We start from the raw sequence: 18,456 nt of genomic DNA on the forward strand, positions 1-18,456 counted from the left end.
GGTCCCCGACTCCGCGAGACGGGGGAACCCGCGGCCGAGCTGCCGATCGCCCGACCGCGCGGTTCAGCCCCGAATCAGCGGCGCCAGGCCGACGCGCCGGGGAGCCCGCTGCTCACGAGTACTTGGAGCCCTGGCTCGGGAGCGAGATCCTCCGCCGCGCTCTGTGCCAGCGGACCGGAGGGCAGATCGCGGAAGATGGCGCGGACCTGGCCCGTACCCGGATCCCGCAAGATCGCCATCGGCGGTTCGCTCCCCTCGGCGATCTCGACGGTACCCCCCGGCCCGGCGAGGGAGAGACTCGTCAACGCCGTCTCCCACACCGGCTCCACGGGCAGCGCGAAGGTGAATCCGGACTCCCCGTCTCCGTCCCAGATCACTCCCATGTCAAAGCTGATGGAGAACAGTTCGCTGCCGTCGGCGCGCTCTCCGGTCAGCGTGTACGGCCCGGGCGCGTGCGGCAACACCGGACGCGCGTCGACGACGAAGGCGGGGTCGAGGTGGAGCGCACCGTCCGCGCCAGCCCCCCCGGATACGAGCAGCGTCCGGCTCGCGGCCGGCGCCTCCCACACCTCGAGCGTATCCTGCAGCCGGTAGCGCAGCGCGTTCGTGAAGTAGTAGTCGCTGACCCACGTCGGGTCGCAATACGACATGAAGTCCCGCACCGGGGAGCCTGGGTCGACCAGCGACCCGCCATCCCGCGAATCCCAGCCCCAGATGCCGATTCGCCCCCCGTCGTGGGGATAGCTCAGGTCCGGGCCGCCTTCGTTCCCCGAGCACAGCACGTGGAACAGGCTAAGGTTATGACCGAGTTCGTGGGCGAACGTCTCCGCGCTCAAAACCGAGATCGCGACTTTGCCGGAGTAGGGGATCTCGTTCGAGAAGAACGGGAAGGTCGCGCGACCCGCAATGTTACCCCCGATATCCGGGATCATACCCACCCAGTGTCCCACCCCATCCTCCATCACCCGAATCCTTCCGACATCGGCAATGAGGTCGCCGGAGTCGTTCGAATCGACCGTAACGCTCGGATGGCGTGTAAGCTCGATGTCCGCCACCGGGAGATACGTCCTCGTCTGCCAGAAGAAGTCGTCCTCAGGGTCGGCCGTACTCACGAACGTCGCGGCCTCGCGGTCGTTGTCCCCCGTCCAGACCATGGGGAGCAGGGTCAGAAGCAGCGGCGGCACGGCCTTCACATCCACCGCCATCCGTTCGCTCTCCGGGATGCGCCTCGACACGCCGAGGCTCGGATCGAGCGTCCCATCGGGGTCGATCTCCACAACCATTTCCAGTCCGGGCTGGATCACATCGGCGGAGATAACGGCGTGGGGCGAAAGATCCAGTTCTCCTTCCTGTACTTCCGTCGGGATCGCGGCTGAACCCGCCGGGATGTCCTCGACGTGCACCTCCGCACCGTCCACGAAGAAGGTGGCCCGGACGGGCGGGAGCATGGCCCCGGTCTCCTGTTCGGACATTACGAACACGCGCAGGAGCGCCTCTCTGCCGGCTACGAGCGGGACGGGGTAGTCGCGCGACTGCGCTGCCTGAATCAGGTAGGCATCGGCATGGGCCTCCCCGCCGCATGTCCGGATCCTGTACTTCGGGAGCGCCGACTCCAGCCACGTGCGGAATGCGGGTGTCTGCGGCATGCACAACCCGGTGCCGGACGCAACCAGTTCAAAGAGTTCCTCGAGCTGCGTCATGCTCTCGGGCAAAGGACCCGACAGGTCAGGGTTGTCCTGGAACCAGAGAACCTCGAGCGCGCCGGCGTCGCCGAGTTCCGGCGGCAGTGCGCCCGACAGCATGTTGCCGTCCACTGCGATCACCTGGAGGCTATCGAGCTGGCCAAGTTCCCCGGGCAGCGGCCCTTCGATTTCATTGTCGGACAACTCCAGCAGCCACAGGCTGTCGATCTGGGCAATCGCCGGGGGAATGGGGCCCGACACGAGGCTCTGGTAGACCTGGAGCATCTGAAGCTTCTCGAGCGCCCCAAGGCTTGCCGGAAGCGGACCATCGATCCTGGTGTCGGCGATCCTCAGCCGCCTCAGTTCGCTCAGGTTCCCGAACTCCTCGGGGATCGAGCCCTCGAACCGGGCCTCGTAGAGGTGGAGTATCCGGAGGCTCTCGAGGTTCCCGAACTCGGGCGGGATGGGGCCGCTCATCTGGTTGCCGCCCATCCAGAGCACTTCGAGGTTGACGAGCTTCCCGAACTCGGGCGGGATGCTGCCGTTGAAGTTGTTGCCGTCGATGTCCATCCGCCGCAGTTCGGTGAGCAGGCCGATTTCCGGCGGGATCTCGCCCTCGAGCCGGTTATAGTCCAGACGGAGCACCCGCAGGTACGGGAAGTACTGGATCTCGGGAGGAATCTCGCCCGAGAGGCCGTTGCGGTTCAGGTTGATCGTAGTGACCCGGCCGGCCGAATCGACTGCGATGCCGGACCAGTTCCCGAGCGGAGCGTCGGTCCCCCAGTTGCCTGACTCCGTCCAGTTCTCTCCTCCCATGGCCTCGTACAACTTCATCAGGTCCGACCGTTCCTCGTTGCAAGCGAGGAACTCGCCCTCGCGCGTGGGAACGGCGTTCAGCCACGCCTGGAAGCCCTCATCGCGAACGGTGCAGAGCATCGTGCCGCCGTAGTTGAGCGTCTGGATGCCCAGCGCCGACAGGGAGAACGGGATGGGACCGGAGAGGTTGCCGTTCCCGCCCACCTCCACTTCGGTGAGGAAGGCCATGCTGCCGAGGTCGTCGGGAAGCTGACCGTTCAGGCCGTTCTCGCTCAGCTCGATCGCCGTCACACGGGATTGCTCGTTCGCCGTCACGCCGTACCAGCTCCCGACCGGCGCGTCGGTCCCCCAGCCGCCGTTGTTCGTCCACTCGCCCCCGCGCGTGCCGAGGTAGAGGTCCATGAGCGTCGCGCGATCCAGGCTGTGCACCGCGACCGGAGCGGAGTTCGAGACGGGGCCCGACGTGGCGGTCAGGCTCGCGTTGCCCTCCTTCAGGCCGGTCACGAGTCCGGTGGCGTCGACCGCCGCGACGGTCGGATCGCTGCTTGTCCACGTCACCACCGCATCCGAGATGGGCTGCGCCCGGTCGTTCAGGACGCGCGCCCGCACCCGAACCGTGTCGCCCGCCACGACCGCGACCTCTTCCGGGTCCAGCGTGATTCTCGCCGGCACGGTCGCGGTCGGAGGAGGCGGCGGCGGCCCGGGCGGCGGCCCCGAAGTCTCCCCTCCGCCACAGGAGAGAATGGCCAGACCGAGAAAGCCGAGCGCCGCGGAACGCCAGACACGGACGCGAGAGAAAGCTGAACCTTCGGAATCGGAGATCGTGCGGGTGCGCTTCGCCATGGGTCTGCCTTGCGTCTTGGGGAGAAGCGGCGACGAACGGCGAAGGACTGCCGAATCGTTACCGCGCAACACCCCCGGTATCACTGAAAAGAGACCACCTCCCTAACCTAGATACGCGCCGCCGGGTTGGCATCCTCCAACGTGCCTGGAGGCTGTACCCCGTCAGCGTCGCCAGGCCGACGCGTCCGGGAGTCCGCTGCTCACCATCACTTCGAGTCCCGGCTCCGGCGCGCGGGCACCCGCCGCGCTCTGGGCCAGCGGACCCGCCGGCAGGTCGGTGAAGATGGCCCGCACCTCGCCGGTCCGCGGATCGCGCAGGATCGCGACCGGAGGCTCGCTTCCCTCCGTCATCTCCACGCTGCCGCCCGGCCCGGAGAGCACGAGGCTCGCCATCTCCGTCGCCCAAGTCGGCTGCACGGGCAGCGCGAACGAGAATCCGGACCGACCGTCGCCATCCCACACGCCGGCCATCGTGAAGCTGAGCGAGAAGAGTTCGCCGCCGTCCGCCCGGCGCCCGGTCAACCGCCACGGCCCGCCGGAGGTGGGCACGGCCGGCCGTGTGTCGACGACGAAGGCGGGATCGAGCCAGGGATCGCCGTCCGCCGTGACGCCGCCGGACACCACGAGCATCCGCGAGGCGGCCGGCGCATCCCGCCGAACGTCGGTCGTGTCCTGGAGACGGAAGCGCAGCGCGTTCGAGAAGTAGTAGTCGCTGACCCACGACGGGTCGCAGTAGGTCATGAAGTCCCGGACCGTGGATGCGGGGTCCACGAGCGACCCGCCGTCGCGCGGATCCCAGCCCCAGACGCCGATCCCACCGTTCTCGTGCGGGAAGGTGAGGTCCGGACCTCCTTCGTCTCCCCTGCACGCCGCGTGCGACAGGCTGATGTTGTGCCCGAGTTCGTGCGCGATCGTCTCCGCGCTCAGTATCGAGACCGCAGTCTTCCCCAGGTGGGTAAGGCTGTCGGGCCCGAATGGCAGCCACGCGACGCCCGCGGCACCATCTGCGTCCGGGATGAGCCCCATCCAGTGTCCGACTCCATCCTCCACCGTCCGGATGGTCACGACCCGGTCCAGGATCTCGAAGATGTCGTTCGTGTCGATCCTGACGCTCGCGTGCCGGATGATCTGTAGTTCCTCGACGGGGAGGTAATTGTTCGTCTGCCAGAAGATCTCGTCGTCCGGGTCGGCGTTGCTGACGAGCGTCACGGCACCCTGGTCGTTGTCGACGGTCGAGACGAACGGGATCAGGGTCAGGTACATCGGAGGCACGGCCTTCACATCAACGGCCGATTGCCCGGTCTCGGGGATGCGCTTCGACACGCCCAGGTTCGGGTCGAGCGTGCCATCGGGGTCCACCTCCACGACCATCTCCAACCCCGGCTGGATCACGTCGGCGGGGATGATGGCATGAGGCGAGAGGTCGAGTTCGCCCTCCTGCACCTCCGTCGGAATCGCCGCTGAACCGGCGGGGATGTCCTCCACGTGCACCTCCGCGCCGTCGAGGAAGAACGTGGCCCGGACGGGCGGGAGCAGCGCCCCGGTCTCCTGTTCGGATGTCACGAAGACGCGCAGGAGCACCTCCTCCCCGGCCACCAGCGGCACGGGATAGTCGCGCGACTGCACCGCCTGCGTCAGGTAGGCCTCGGCGTGGGCCTCGGCCCCGCAGGTCCGGATCCGGTACTTCGAGAGCGCGGACTCCAGCCACGTACGGAAGGCGGGAGTCTGCGGCATGCACAACCCGGTGTCCGCCGCCTGCAGCTCGAAGATCTCATCGAGCGCGGTCATGCTCTCCGGCACCGGGCCCGACAGGTCCGGGTTGCCATTGAGCCGTACGCTGTAGAGCCCGCTTGCGTCGCCAAGGTCGGCGGGCAGCGGTCCGGACAACCGGTTGTTCTGCGCCCAGAGAAAGCGGAGGCTGTCGGCCTGACCGAGTCCGGCAGGAAGCGGCCCCTCGATGTCGTTGTCGGAGACCCAGAGCGAGAACAGGCTGTCGAGTTGCCCAATCCACGAGGGGAGGGGTTCCGACAACTCGTTTTCGAAGAGGCGGATCGCACGGAGCCTCCCGAGCGCCGCCATGCTTTCGGGCAGTCCCCCGTCGATGTTCGTCTCCGTGATGCGGAGGATCTCCAGTTCGGTCAGCCTTCCGAACTCCTCGGGGATCGAGCCCTCGAACCGGGCCTCGTAGAGGTGGAGTATCCGGAGGCTCTCGAGGTTCCCGAACTCGGGCGGGATGGGGCCGCTCATCTGGTTGCCGCCCATCCAGAGCACTTCGAGGTTGACGAGCTTCCCGAACTCGGGCGGGATGCTGCCGTTGAAGTTGTTGCCGTCGATGTCCATCCGCCGCAGTTCGGTGAGCAGGCCGATTTCCGGCGGGATCTCGCCCTCGAGCCGGTTATAGTCCAGACGGAGCACCCGCAGGTACGGGAAGTACTGGATCTCGGGAGGAATCTCGCCCGAGAGGCCGTTGCGGTTCAGGTTGATCGTAGTGACCCGGCCGGCCGAATCGACTGCGATGCCGGACCAGTTCCCGAGCGGAGCGTCGGTCCCCCAGTTGCCTGACTCCGTCCAGTTCTCTCCTCCCATGGCCTCGTACAACTTCATCAGGTCCGACCGTTCCTCGTTGCAAGCGAGGAACTCGCCCTCGCGCGTGGGAACGGCGTTCAGCCACGCCTGGAAGCCCTCATCGCGAACGGTGCAGAGCATCGTGCCGCCGTAGTTGAGCGTCTGGATGCCCAGCGCCGACAGGGAGAACGGGATGGGACCGGAGAGGTTGCCGTTCCCGCCCACCTCCACTTCGGTGAGGAAGGCCATGCTGCCGAGGTCGTCGGGAAGCTGACCGTTCAGGCCGTTCTCGCTCAGCTCGATCGCCGTCACACGGGATTGCTCGTTCGCCGTCACGCCGTACCAGCTCCCGACCGGCGCGTCGGTCCCCCAGCCGCCGTTGTTCGTCCACTCGCCCCCGCGCGTGCCGAGGTAGAGGTCCATGAGCGTCGCGCGATCCAGGCTGTGCACCGCGACCGGAGCGGAGTTCGAGACGGGGCCCGACGTGGCGGTCAGGCTCGCGTTGCCCTCCTTCAGGCCGGTCACGAGTCCGGTGGCGTCGACCGCCGCGACGGTCGGATCGCTGCTTGTCCACGTCACCACCGCATCCGAGATGGGCTGCGCCCGGTCGTTCAGGACGCGCGCCCGCACCCGAACCGTGTCGCCCGCCACGACCGCGACCTCTTCCGGGTCCAGCGTGATTCTCGCCGGCACGGTCGCGGTCGGAGGAGGCGGCGGCGGCCCGGGCGGCGGCCCCGAAGTCTCCCCTCCGCCACAGGAGAGAATGGCCAGACCGAGAAAGCCGAGCGCCGCGGAACGCCAGACACGGACGCGAGAGAAAGCTGAACCTTCGGAATCGGAGCTCGTGCGGTTGCGCGTCGCCATGGGTCTGCCTTGAGTCTTGGGGGGAAGGGCAACTGTTACACTAATCTAGAGACGCGCCGTCGGCTTGGCATCCTCGAAAATGCTTGTCGAAAGATCCATGGAGCCGGCTGTACATATCAATCGAACCGGAGGGGTTTCGGAAGCCGTGGAGTATTGCCCGGGGCGGTGGTCGGACAATACCGGAGGTCACGCTAATCCGGAGACGCGCCGCGGGGTTGGCATCCTCCGAGGTGCTTGTCGAAAAAGGCCTGGAGCCGGCCGTACATGTCGATCGAATTGGCGGGGTCCCGGAAGCCGTGGCCCTCGGGGTACGTCTTCGATTCAAACTCCTTGCCGAGCGCCTCGAGCCGCTCGACCGCGAGTTCGAAATTCTCGAACGGCGCCCTTACGTCGAACTCTCCGTGCATGATGAGGACGGGCGCCGTGATGCGGTCCATCCGGTCGAGCGTCTCGCTCTTCGCGTAGATGTCGGGCCGCTCCTCCGGCGTCCCGCCGTGCCCCGTGATCGCGAAGATCTTCCCCACGCGGTCCGCGTGCGGCAGCGTCAGGGATTCGGAGTAGATGCCGCGCATGGGGACGGCCGCGTCGAACTTGTCGGGCGTGCGCGTGATCGCGGACATGGACTGCATGCCTCCGTAGCTCCCGCCGTAGATGCCGATGCGCCCGTTCACGTACGGCTGGCGGCGCAGCCAGTCCGCCGCGGCGCCCGGGTCCTTCGACTGGTCGTTCAGCCAGTCCTCCACCGACAGATCCTGAAACTCACGCCCGAAGCCGGACCCTCCGCGATAGTTGATGGCGAGCACGACGAATCCCTCGTTCGCCAGGTACTGCTCCACGAGGTTCGTCCCCTGCGTGTAGGAGTTCGTTCCGCCGCCGTGTACCTGGACGAGAGCCGGGCAGGCGGGCGGGTCGGAGCCGGCGGAGCGCGCGGCCCGGATCGCCGGCGGCAGGTAGAGGAATCCCTGGATGTACAAGCCGTCAAAGGAGCGGAAGGAGATCTCCGCAGGCCGCTGGACGCCCTCGAAGTGCGGCGAGAAGTCCGTCAGGCGAACCGGGGTGCCGCCCCCGAGGTCGAGGAACCAGGCTTCCCTGCCCTCCGTCGCCGCATCGCGCGTGAACGCGGCGCGGCGGCCGTCCGGCGTCGCGTGCAGGGATGACCAGGATCCGCCGACGTTCGTGACGCGCGTGGCGACGCCGCCCGACGCGGGGACGGACCACAAGTCGAAGGCCCCGCGCTGCTGGTACGGGAAGTAGATGCGCTCGCCGTCGCCGGACCAGAAGGGGTCGAAGCGCATGATCGCGTCGGTCGCGTAGACCTGCATGTCGAGCGGCGCTTCCCGGAGGGCGCGCGGAGCGGCGCCGGTGAAGTCGAGGTCGATCCGGTACAGGTAGGCGAGGTCCTGATACCAGTACTCGTCCTTGGCCGTCCCCATCAGCACGAGGGTCGATCCGTCCGGCGACCAGACGGGGCTGGATGAGGCCATGAGCAAAGTGGAGACCCGGTGGGTCTCGCCGGACGCCACGGCGACGAGCCACACGTCGTCGTGCCACCAGTCGGCCCGGTTCGAGATGTAGGCGATCCACCGGCCGTCCGGCGACCACATGGGGCTGAAGCGGCTGTCCTCGGCCTCCGCCGCGCCGGCCGTCAGCTGCCGGGGCGGCGCCGCCCCGGCGGCGTCCACGAGCCAGATGTCCTGGGAACCGGACCCCGTGGAGTAGTACGCCAAGGTCTCCCCATCCGGCGACCACGACGGGGCCCGCAGGCCGCTCGCGCCCTCCACCACCACCCGGCCCGGCTCTCCGGTGGCGGCGACAAGGAGGTCTCCTCCGGCGATGAAGGCCAGCCGCTCTCCGTCCGGCGACCACGTCTGCGCCCGGCCGGCGACCCGGAAGGTCGAGGCGTCTCCCCCGGCGGCCACCACCTCCGCCGGCGCCGGAATCGGGACAAGGTGAACACCGGATCCGCTGCCGCCCCCGGCGGGTCCGGCCACGGCGAGCATGGACCCGTCGGGCGAGAGCACCGCCCGCCCCGCGCCCCCTCCGGCGGTGAAGACGTTCTCCAGCGTGAGCGGGATCCGGCCCGCTTCGTCGACGCCGCGGCTGGAGGACGAGCAACCGGCAGCGAGGAGCCCCATGACCGCGGGCAGGAGGTAGCGCGTTCGGACGGTTCGCGGGGATCGAGGCACGGCTCCTCCTCCTTTGGGCTGGTGTGGTGTGAGTATTGCCCCGGGCGATGGTCCGACAATACCGATCAGAGAAGGAAAAACCCATTCCGCGACCGGAGGGCGAAGCGCCTTGACCGAACCTGCCGTCACGCTGACCGACTACGGGCTCACCCTGCTCTGCGCCTTTCTGGTCTGGCGCGCTCGCTCGCACGTGCGGGCCGACCTGCGCCCGTGGGCGATGGGGCTCTTCGCCGGCTCCGGCGCCGCGGCCCTCTTCGGCGGCACGGTGCATGGCTTCTTCGGGGACGCCGCGACCCTCGGATACCGCGTCCTGTGGCCGGCCACGATCCTCACGGTCGGCGCGACCGGGCTCGCGGCCTGGGGACTGGGCGCCCGCGTCGGTGGCCAGGCGACAGGTGCACGGTGGGTCACGCGAATCGCGGGGCTCGCGTACGTCGCCTACGTCGCCGTCGTGCTGGCCGGGTGGCAGGCGTTCGCCGTCGCGGTCGCCTTCTATCTGCCCGCCGTCATCTATCTCACGGTGCGCTTCGCGCTCGCCTATCGCCGCCGGCCCACCGCGAGCCGGCGGCGGGCGCTGATCGGCTTCGGGCTCACCTTCGCGGCGGCCGCCATCCAGCAACTGCAGATCCCGATCCACCCGGTGTGGTTCGACCACAACGCGCTGTACCACGTCGTGCAGGCGGCGGCGTTCGTCCTGCTCTTTCTGGGCGTGAGCGGCGAAGAGTAACGATGCTTCTCCAACGTCAGGGGTGTGCCATGCGTGCCGCGATCTTCCCCACCTCCCGGGTCCTCGCCGCGGGGTCCGTCCTCTCCGTCATCCTCTCCGTTGCCCTCTCCACCGGATTGGACGCCCAGGAGGGCCGGCCGATGACGGTCGAGGATGTCCTCGCCCTCAGGAGCCTCTCGCAGATCTCCGTGAGTCCGGACGGACGGTGGGTGGCCTACGTCGTCACGGAACGGGACATGGAGGAGGACCGCCAGGAGACCGACGTGTGGGTCGTGCCCACGGCGGGAGGCCCGGCCGCTGCCCGCCAGCTCACGTTCCGTCCCGGTTCCGACGATGCGCCGGTCTGGCACCCGTCGGGGGAATGGCTCGCCTTCTCCTCGGACCGGGAGGGCGTCAGGCAGGTCTACGGTATCCGGCCCGACGGTGGCGAGGCGTGGCAGGTGACGTCCCACGAGACCTCGGTCGGCGGCTTCCGCTTCGCGCCCAATGGCCGGCGGCTCGGTTTCGTGGCGAGCCCGCCCGCGACGGAGGCGGACCGCGAACTCGAGGAGGTGCGCGGGCGCCCGATGGTGTGGGATTCGGTCTACACGGACCAGTGGTCGCGCCTCCACGTCGCCGAACTCGAGGACGACGTGGCCGCCGAGGGCGTGAGATGGTCGCCGGACGGTCTCCACGTGGTGTCTTTCGTATGGTCCCCGGATTCGCGAGCCGTGGCCTTCGGCGCGCGGTCGTCGCCGGTGCTGAGGACGACGTACTACGGTGCGACGTACGTGCAGGAGGGGGCGTCAGCGGAGGCCCGGAGCGTCACGTCGATGCCGGGCGGGGAGAATCCGGTGGCGTGGGACGATGCGTCGGGCCTCGTCGTGTCCGGAACGGGGCAACTGCTCGGGACCTTCAATCGACAACTCTGGCGGGTGCCGTTCGACGAGGCCGGCGCCGCGCTGGAGCCCGTGTCGCTCACGGCCGGTCTGGACGCGAACGCGAACCTCGTCCACATCGATGGTGCGCAGCTCATCGTCTCGGCGGCCCGACGCACGGGAGCCGCCGTGTACCGGATTCCGCTCGCCAACGGCGACGCCACAGGTCCTCCGGGCGATCTGGCTGACGGCCCGCATTACTACTCCGGCGCCTCCGCGTCGGCGGACGGGCGCTGGCTCGCGTTCACCGCCGAGGACGGCATGGCGCCGCCGGACCTCTTCATCACTCCGATGGATTCCTTTCGCCCCGAGCGCCTGACCGACCTGAATCCGCAGGTGGCCGACCTCGCGCTCGGCGAACAGCGGGTCGAGTCGTGGCCTTCGCGCGCCGGAGGCGAGGACATCGAAGGCGTTCTCACCCTTCCCGTCGGGTACGAGGAGGGGGACCGCGTCCCGATGGTCCTCGTGATCCACGGGGGGCCGTCCGGCATCTCATCCGACCGCTTCAACGCGACGCGTGGCGCTTACCCGGTACAGGTCTACGCGGGCATGGGCTTCGCCGTCCTGCAGCCGAACTACCGGGGGTCGAGCGGCTACGGGGAGCGCTTTCGCGGTCTCAACCGCGGCGACATCTCCGGCCGGGATTGGGTCGACATCGACTCCGGCGTGGACGCCATGGTCGAGCGCGGGATCGCGGATCCCGACCGGCTCGCCGTGAGCGGATGGAGCTTCGGAGGGCACCACACCTATTGGGGCATCACGCAGACCGACCGCTTCAGGGCTGCGAGCGCGGGCGCCGGCGCGAACGACCTCATCTCCATGTATTCCCAGACGGACATCCCCGAGTTCTACCACACCTACCTGGGCCCGAAGCCGTGGGAGGACTGGGACTTGTACGAGGAGCGCTCCGCCTACCGTCATGTTGAAAACGTGACGACACCGCTCCTGATCCAGGTGGGTGAGAGGGACGAGAGGGTACCGGCGGAACAGAGCATCCAGTTCTTCGAGGCCGTCCGCGCCATCGGTAAAGCGCCGACGACGCTCGTCCTTTATCCGGATCAACCACATGGGGTTAGATCTCCGCGTCTCCAGCGCGATCTCATGTCGAGAAACGTGGAATGGCTCAGGCGGTGGGTCCTGGAGCCGGAGGCGCTGGTTCCGTAGGGGCCCGCCGGGCGGCTACGTTGATTAGCGGCATGAACGAACGCCTGTGGAGGAGGAGGGTCATGCGACGGCCCCGTCCGGGTCTGTGCGGTCTCGCGCTGGCAGCGAGCGTGCTTGCGGTGCCCGGCCACGCCGCGGCTCAGGATGAACCCGAGGTCACCGAAGCCGGTCTCGCGCGCGGCGAGCTGTTCTACCAGGCCCACTGCGGCCGGTGCCACGGAATGCTCGGCCACGGGGGCGAGGGGCCCAATCTGGCCCGCCCCACCCTGCCCCGCGCGCCCGACCACGAGTCGCTCGTGCAGGTGATCCGGAGCGGGATCCCCGGTACCGGCATGCCCGGGACGAGGTCCAACCTGGTGTCGGATCTGGAGGTCGACCTCGTGGCCGCCTACGTCCGCACGCTGGGGCAGGACGCCGTCATGGAGGTCTCGGGTGACGCCACGCGCGGGCGGGAAGTGTTCGCCACCGCCGGCGACTGCTACTCATGCCACGTCGTCGACGGCCGCGGGACAGGGATCGGCCCCGAACTCACGGGCATCGGGCTGCGGCGCGGGGTCGACTACCTCTACGCGTCTCTGCGGACGCCCGACTCGGAGCTGCCGGTCTCGCGGCGAGGCATCCTGCGGGGGTTCAGGGGATACCTGCCGATCCGCGCGGTCACGCGCGAGGGCCGCGTCATCACGGGCATGCGCGTGAACGAGGATGCCTTCACGATCCAGTTGCGGTCGATCTCCGGCCGCACGGTCTCGCTTCGCAAGGAAGATCTCGTGGAACTCGAGAAGCAGTTCGATCACTCCCTGATGCCCGCCGTGGAGGAGATGACGGAAGCGGACATCGACGATCTCGTCGCCTTCCTCGCCGACCTCGGGGAGGGATCGTGAATCCTGGACCACGGCTTCCTTCGGCTGTCGCGGCCGGCGCGCTCGCGGCGGCGGCTCTCCTGTGCGGCGGCGCCGTCGCGGGCGTGGGCGCGCAGGTACCGTTCGAGCGCCTCGTGAACGCGGACGACGAGCCGCACAACTGGTTCACGTACTCGGGCAACTACGCCTCGCACCGCTTCTCCGCGCTCGACGAGATCCATCGCGGCAACGTCGGCGACCTCAAGGTGATCTGGGCCTACCAGATGAGCGGCGGGCTCATCGAGACGACGCCGGTCGTGGTGGACGGCGTGATGTACGTGACGGAGCCGCCGAGCAACGTGAGCGCGCTCGACGCGCGCAGCGGGCGCCGCCTCTGGCACTGGTCGGCGGAAGTTCCCGCCTCGACGAAGAACATCGGCTTCCCGCGCGTGAACCGTGGCGTCGCCATCCTCGACGAGACGGTGTTCGTGGGCACGCTCGACGCCCGCCTCGTGGCGCTCGACGCAGGCTCCGGCGCGCTCCGCTGGGAGGTGGACGTCGCGGACAACTTCCTCGGCTTCTCGATCACGACAGCGCCGCTCGCACTCGACGGCAAAGTCATCGTCGGCGTGTCGGGCGCGGAGGCCGGCGCGAACGGCTTCGTCGACGCCTACGACCCCGAGACCGGAACTCTCCTCTGGCGCACGTTCACGATCCCGCGGCCGGGCGAGCCGGGGAGCGAGACGTGGGGTGGCGACAGCTGGGAGCACGGTGGCGGCTCCACCTGGCTCACCGGCTCCTACGACCCGGAACTCGATCTCCTGTACTGGCCGACGGGCAACCCCGCACCCGACTGGAACGGGGACCTGAGGCCCGGGGACAACCTGTATACGAATTCCATCCTCGCCCTCGATCCCGACACGGGCGAGATGCAGTGGTACTTCCAGTACACGCCGCACGACACGCACGACTGGGACGCGAATCAGATCCAGGTGCTGGTGGACGCCGAATGGGAGGGCGAGCCCCGAAAGCTGCTCGTGACCGCGAACCGGAACGCCTTCTATTACGTGCTCGACCGCGAGACGGGCGAGTTCCTGCACGGCCTGGAGTACTCGAAGCAGACGTGGGCCGAGGGCCTCGACGAGCACGGCCGCCCGATCGTAATTCCCGGCACCGAGCCCACGGAGGAAGGGAACCTGGTCTGGCCCAGCCTCCAGGGGGCGGCGAACTGGTTCAGCCCTTCGTACAGCCCGGACACGGGGCTCTTCTACCAGGCGACCCGGATCATGGGGGCCGTCTACTACAAGGCCGAGGTCGAATACGAGCCCGGCCAGCCGTTTCTCGGCGGCGGCGAGCAGGCGCTGTCCGGCGACGAGGCGAGCGGCGCCGTGAAGGCGCTCGACGCGCTCACGGGGGAGCTGCGGTGGGAGTTCCCGCTCCTGTCCCCCCCGTGGGCCGGCGTGATGGCTACGCGAGGCGGCCTCGTCTTCGGCGGAAGCAACGAGGGCAACATCTTCGCCCTCGACGCGGAAACGGGAGAGGCGTTGTGGGACTTCCAGGCGGGCGCCGGCGTCCGCACCAACCCCATGTCGTTCGAGGTGGACGGGGAGCAGCGAATCGTGACCGCCGCGGGCGGAGTCCTCTGGGTATTCGGACTCCCCTAGTGTGTTTGGGAACAGCGCCGGGCGAACAGGCCGGCGACTTGAGCAGGAGGCCGTGATGACATTCAGGAACCGTCTTTACATGCAGCCGCCGCGACGTCGCGGCATACCGGCCACGGTGTTCCTCGGAGCAGCGTTGCTGCCAGCGGCGGTATCCGCCCAGGCGCAGTCGTCGCTCCCGCCTCCACCCAGCGTCGAAGAGATCGACGCGTGGGTCGAGGACGCCATGGCGCGGTGGGAAGTGCCCGGGCTGGGGCTGGCCATCGTGTACGAGGGCGAGCGCTACCTGTCCGCCGGCTACGGTGTGCGCGAGCTGGGTCGGGACACGCCGGTGGACGGAGGGACGCTGTTCAGCATTGGCTCCTGCTCGAAGGCGTTCGGGGCCGCGACCATCGCCTCGCTGGTCGAAGAGGGGAAACTGCGCTGGGACGACCGCATCACGGACCACATCCCGTGGTTCCGTCTCCACGACCCGTGGACGACGCGCGAGATCCGCGTGCGGGACATCGTGACGCACCGTGTCGGGACCGGGAGCAATCAGCCGCTGCGCCCCCTGGTCACCGACAGGCGCGACTATCTCATGCGAATTCCCCACACCGATCCGGACCACGCGTTCCGCGACCGTTACGGGTACACAAACGACATGTTCGTCCTCACGGGCCACCTGGTGGAGACCGTCTCCGGGACGGACTGGGACTCCTACGCGCGGGAGAAGCTCTGGAGTCCGCTGGGGATGTCGACGACGACGGCGCGCATGGCACCCGCGAACGCGAGTCCGAACCACGCCGAGCCGCATGCGATCATCCAGCGGCGGTTCATCGGAAACGCGGCAACCACGGGAATGCCGCTGGAGCCCGTGCCGTGGCAGTACGCGGAGGACGTCACCGTGCCCTCGGGCGGCGTGATCACGTCGGCGGACGAGATCACCGAGTGGATGCGGTTCCACGTCGGCACGCACCCGAACCCGCCGCTCTCCCGGTCATCCGTCGAACTCATGCATACGCCGCACACCGTGATACGGAACCCGAGCAGCTGGATGCCGTTCGAGGGGCCGGGCGCGTACGCGATGGGCTGGTCGACGGGGAGGTTCGGGGACGTCACCGGCGTGGGCCACGGGGGGAACGCGCTGGGGTTCAACTGCTCGATCGCGCTGGCGCCGGAACAGGGCTTCGGCGTGTGGGCGACGACGAACCGGAACTCGGAGCTGCCGTGGGTGCTCACGAAGTGGGCGATGGCGCGTTTCGTGGGCACGGACGAGCTGCGGAACCGCAACTGGCACGCGGAATTCGAGCGGAGCGTCGCCGAGGGGAACCGGCGGACCTTCGAGGCCGAGGAGGCGCGGCAGGCGGCCCGGCTCGACCAGGGTCCCTCGGTACCGCTCGCCGCCTACGTCGGGACCTACCGCAACGGCTACGCCGGCGAGTTGCGCATCCGGCTGACGGACGAAGCGATCCCGGCGCTCATGCCCGCCGAGGGACGGTTGGGCCGGTGGGATGGGACCCCCGGAGTGCACGAACGTCCGGCCGCGACCGCCTCGGCGGGCGCCGAACGCAACGGGTCCGGCAACGGGGCGGCGAACGGAGTTGGCGAGTCGGTCGGCGAATTGCGGCTCGTGGCCGAGTTCGATGGCCGGGAACGGCCCGTGCGGATGCCGCTTGAGCACTGGCACGTAGACCGCTTCGACGTGTGGTTCGGCGACGTCCGGATCGGTGTCTCGTTCCTGCTGGACGACACCGCCCGCGTGACGGGCGTCGAGATGGACTACTACGGCCGTTTCGAACGCGTGCCCTAACAGGCCGTGGCAGAAGCCTCGCTGCGCTTCCCCGCTCTCGACGCCGATGCGGGGTCTTGCCACGGCCTGCCAGGGGTCAGCGGACGTACAGCCGGTTCGCGTAGCTGTACGCCGTGACCGCGGACACGATGTGGCAGATCCAGCCCAGCGTGCCGCCGGTTCCGAGCCACAGGCCCGGGGTCACCAGCAACCAGAAGAGGCCGCGCAGGAACTTGCCGTTGTACCACTGGCCCACGCCCGGTACGAGAAAGCTCAACACGGCGGCGGTTAGCGGGTTCTTCACGTATGTCCTCCCAGGCAGTCCATCGAGACCATCGTCCGGATTCCTCGACCGGCGGGGCGACGCCCGCACCGTGACTTCCTACGTGGGGCCGGCGATGCGGGTTTCCGGACCGGCGCTCTTCAGCCCGAGACGCAGCCGCCGAGGTGCCGGTTGAAGAACGCCTCCAGGCGCGACCAGGTGTCGACGCGATTGTCCGGGTTCCGGAAGCCGTGCGCTTCGTCCGGGTACGTCTTCACCTCAAGGCTCTTGCGGAGCCGCTCGAACTCGGCCACGGCGTTCTCGAAGTTCTGGATCGGCACGCGGCGGTCGAGTTCCCCGTGCATGAGAAGGACCGGTGCCGTGATGTCGGCGATGCGCGACACGACGTTGCTCTTGGCGTAGGTATCGGGACGCTCCTCCGGCGTGCCGCCGTGTCCCGTGACCGAGAAGATCTTCCCCAGCCGATCCGTGTACTCGAGCGTGTTCAGCTTCGAGTAGGCGCCCCGCATGGGGACGGCCGCGTCGAACTTCTCCGGGGTGAGACTGATCGCCGACAGCGACATGCTCCCGCCATAGCTGCCGCCGTAGATCCCCACCTTCCCGTTCACATGGGGAAGCTTGCGCAGAAAATCGGCCGCCGCGCCCGCATCGCGCGCCTGGTCCCACAGCCAGTCCTCGACGGACAGATCCTGGAACTCGCGCCCAAAGCCCGAACCGCCACGGTAGTTGATCGCAAGGACCACGAACCCCTTCGAGGCGAGGTACTGTTCGGTGAGGTTCAAGCCCCTCTGGTAGGAGTTCGTCCCGCCCCCGTGGACCTGGACGAGCGCCGGGCAGGCGGCCCCTGCCGCCCGTTGCGGCGGGTCGTAGAGGAAGCCCTGGATGCGGAGTCCGTCGAAGCTCGGGAAGGCGATTTCGCGGGGCGCGGCGACGGACCGCCAGGACGGTGAGAACGAGGTGAGCCGCTCCGGGACGCCACCGAGGAGGTCGAGAGCGTACGCTTCTCCTCCGCGCGTCGGCGACGAGCGGACGAAGGCGAGGATCCCGGCGCCCGGCGTGTGGCTGACGCTCGAGATCGTCCCCTCCATGTGGGTGACGCGCGTGGCCACGCCGCCGGCGGCCGGCACCGCCCACACGTTGACCGTGCCGCGTTCGAGGTAGGGGAAGTGGATGAACGCGCCATCCGCCGACCACGACGGGGCGTGCCGCATCGCCGCATCCGTCGCGTAGACCTGCATGTCCACGATGCGCTCCGACGCCCCGTCGCCCACCTCCAGGTCTTCGATCACGTAGATGTAGGAGAGATCCTCGTACCAGTATTCGTCCTTCGCCGTGCCGAACACGGCGATCCGGTCCCCCTCCGGCGACCACACGGGGGTGGACATCGCCATCAGCGTGCGGGTGAGCTGCCGGCGATCTCCGGTCTCGACGTCGACGAGCCAGAGGTCGTCGTGCCAGTAGTCGGAGGCGTTCGACACGTACAGGATCTCGCGGCCGCCCGGTCGCCAGGCGGGCGCGAAACGCGGATCGTCGAGGGCCATGACGGCCTCGGTCAACTGGCGCGGGGGAGTCGAGCCGTCGGCCGGCACGAGCCAGATATCCTGGTGGCCGCTCGCGGTCGAGTAGAACGCGATCGTCCGCCCGTCCGGAGAGAAGGCCGGCGCCCGGACACCCTCCATGCGGTCCATCAGCGGGCGCGCTTCGACATCGCCGACGTCGGCGACGTGGACCTGGCCGCCGGTCGCAAACGCGATCCGGTCGCCGCCCGGGGCCCAAGCCGGATTCGAGCCCGGAAGCCAGAAGCGCGGCGTCCCGAAGCCACCTCCCTCGCCGCGCGCCGCGACATACAGCCCCGAACCGTCCGGCCCCGAGCCGGAGATCGCGAGGTGACGGCCGTCCGGCGAGATCGAGACGCCCCGCACGCCCGTGTTGTGGCGGTGGATGTTGTCGAGCGTGAGGTCGAGTGCCGCCGCCGAGCCCCCGCCGGGAGCCGAATCTCCGGGCGCCCCGCACGCGACCGAGAGCAGGAGCGAGAAGGCTGCCGTCGCGTGGAAGCGGCGACGCGGGGCGCGGGACCGGCTGTGTGGGCGGCGCATCCGAGCCTCCGGGACCTGTGGGGCAAGCGAAGCTAGCGTGGT

At 68.8% G+C, this 18,456-nt stretch carries 10 protein-coding genes; 5 read left to right on the forward strand and 5 right to left on the reverse strand.

All coding sequences use genetic code 11. The features are described 5' to 3' along the window. Positions 1–74: 74 nt before the first annotated feature. The 3 genes from OXN85_08630 to OXN85_08640 all read right to left on the reverse strand — a co-directional run bounded on the left by OXN85_08630 (position 75) and on the right by OXN85_08640 (position 8,956). Positions 75–3,170, reverse strand: coding sequence for an Ig-like domain-containing protein (locus tag OXN85_08630; GenBank protein ID MCY3600023.1), 3,096 nt, complete (start codon positions 3,168–3,170; stop codon positions 75–77). 333 nt (positions 3,171–3,503) lie between these two features. After that, positions 3,504–6,599 (reverse strand): Ig-like domain-containing protein, encoded by a 3,096-nt coding sequence (locus tag OXN85_08635; protein MCY3600024.1) that lies wholly within the window; start codon positions 6,597–6,599, stop codon positions 3,504–3,506. 362 nt (positions 6,600–6,961) lie between these two features. Next, positions 6,962–8,956 carry a prolyl oligopeptidase family serine peptidase gene (locus OXN85_08640; protein MCY3600025.1) on the reverse strand — a complete coding sequence of 665 codons (1,995 nt, stop codon included), beginning with the start codon at positions 8,954–8,956 and terminating at the stop codon, positions 6,962–6,964. Positions 8,957–9,065: 109 nt separating this feature from the next. Here OXN85_08640 and OXN85_08645 point away from each other — a divergent pair, with 109 nt between their 5' ends. The 5 genes from OXN85_08645 (at position 9,066) to OXN85_08665 (ending at position 16,056) form a co-directional block, all read left to right on the forward strand. Then, positions 9,066–9,683, forward strand: a complete 618-nt coding sequence (locus OXN85_08645; protein ID MCY3600026.1) for a hypothetical protein — start codon at positions 9,066–9,068, stop codon at positions 9,681–9,683. Positions 9,684–9,685: 2 nt separating this feature from the next. Continuing rightward, entirely contained in the window at positions 9,686–11,764 is a 2,079-nt protein-coding gene (locus OXN85_08650) for a S9 family peptidase (GenBank protein MCY3600027.1), read from the forward strand. A gap of 62 nt (positions 11,765–11,826) precedes the next feature. Then, entirely contained in the window at positions 11,827–12,645 is an 819-nt protein-coding gene (locus OXN85_08655; GenBank protein MCY3600028.1) for a c-type cytochrome, read from the forward strand. Continuing rightward, positions 12,642–14,267 (forward strand): PQQ-dependent dehydrogenase, methanol/ethanol family, encoded by a 1,626-nt coding sequence (locus OXN85_08660; protein ID MCY3600029.1) that lies wholly within the window; start codon positions 12,642–12,644, stop codon positions 14,265–14,267. The genes OXN85_08655 and OXN85_08660 overlap by 4 nt, the downstream gene beginning before the upstream one ends. 55 nt (positions 14,268–14,322) lie before the next feature. Then, entirely contained in the window at positions 14,323–16,056 is a 1,734-nt protein-coding gene (locus OXN85_08665; GenBank protein MCY3600030.1) for a serine hydrolase, read from the forward strand. A 76-nt stretch (positions 16,057–16,132) separates the two neighbouring features. Here OXN85_08665 and OXN85_08670 read toward each other — a convergent pair whose 3' ends face one another. Next, the gene (locus OXN85_08670; protein ID MCY3600031.1) at positions 16,133–16,339 is read right to left on the reverse strand and encodes a hypothetical protein; all 207 of its coding nucleotides are present in this window, start codon (positions 16,337–16,339) and stop codon (positions 16,133–16,135) included. A 119-nt stretch (positions 16,340–16,458) separates the two neighbouring features. Continuing rightward, positions 16,459–18,414, reverse strand: a complete 1,956-nt coding sequence (locus tag OXN85_08675; protein ID MCY3600032.1) for a prolyl oligopeptidase family serine peptidase — start codon at positions 18,412–18,414, stop codon at positions 16,459–16,461. Positions 18,415–18,456 lie beyond the last annotated feature (42 nt).

The sequence above is a fragment of the Candidatus Palauibacter australiensis genome (assembly GCA_026705295.1).
In the GTDB taxonomy this organism is placed as follows: domain Bacteria; phylum Gemmatimonadota; class Gemmatimonadetes; order Palauibacterales; family Palauibacteraceae; genus Palauibacter; species Palauibacter australiensis.

Coding starts and splice junctions, on each gene's coding strand:
- OXN85_08655 (MCY3600028.1), top strand. CDS start 11,827: ATGCGACGGCCCCGTCCGGGTCTGTGCGGTCTCGCGCTGGCAGCGAGC.
- OXN85_08665 (MCY3600030.1), top strand. CDS start 14,323: ATGACATTCAGGAACCGTCTTTACATGCAGCCGCCGCGACGTCGCGGC.
- OXN85_08650 (MCY3600027.1), top strand. CDS start 9,686: ATGCTTCTCCAACGTCAGGGGTGTGCCATGCGTGCCGCGATCTTCCCC.
- OXN85_08675 (MCY3600032.1), bottom strand. CDS start 18,414: ATGCGCCGCCCACACAGCCGGTCCCGCGCCCCGCGTCGCCGCTTCCAC.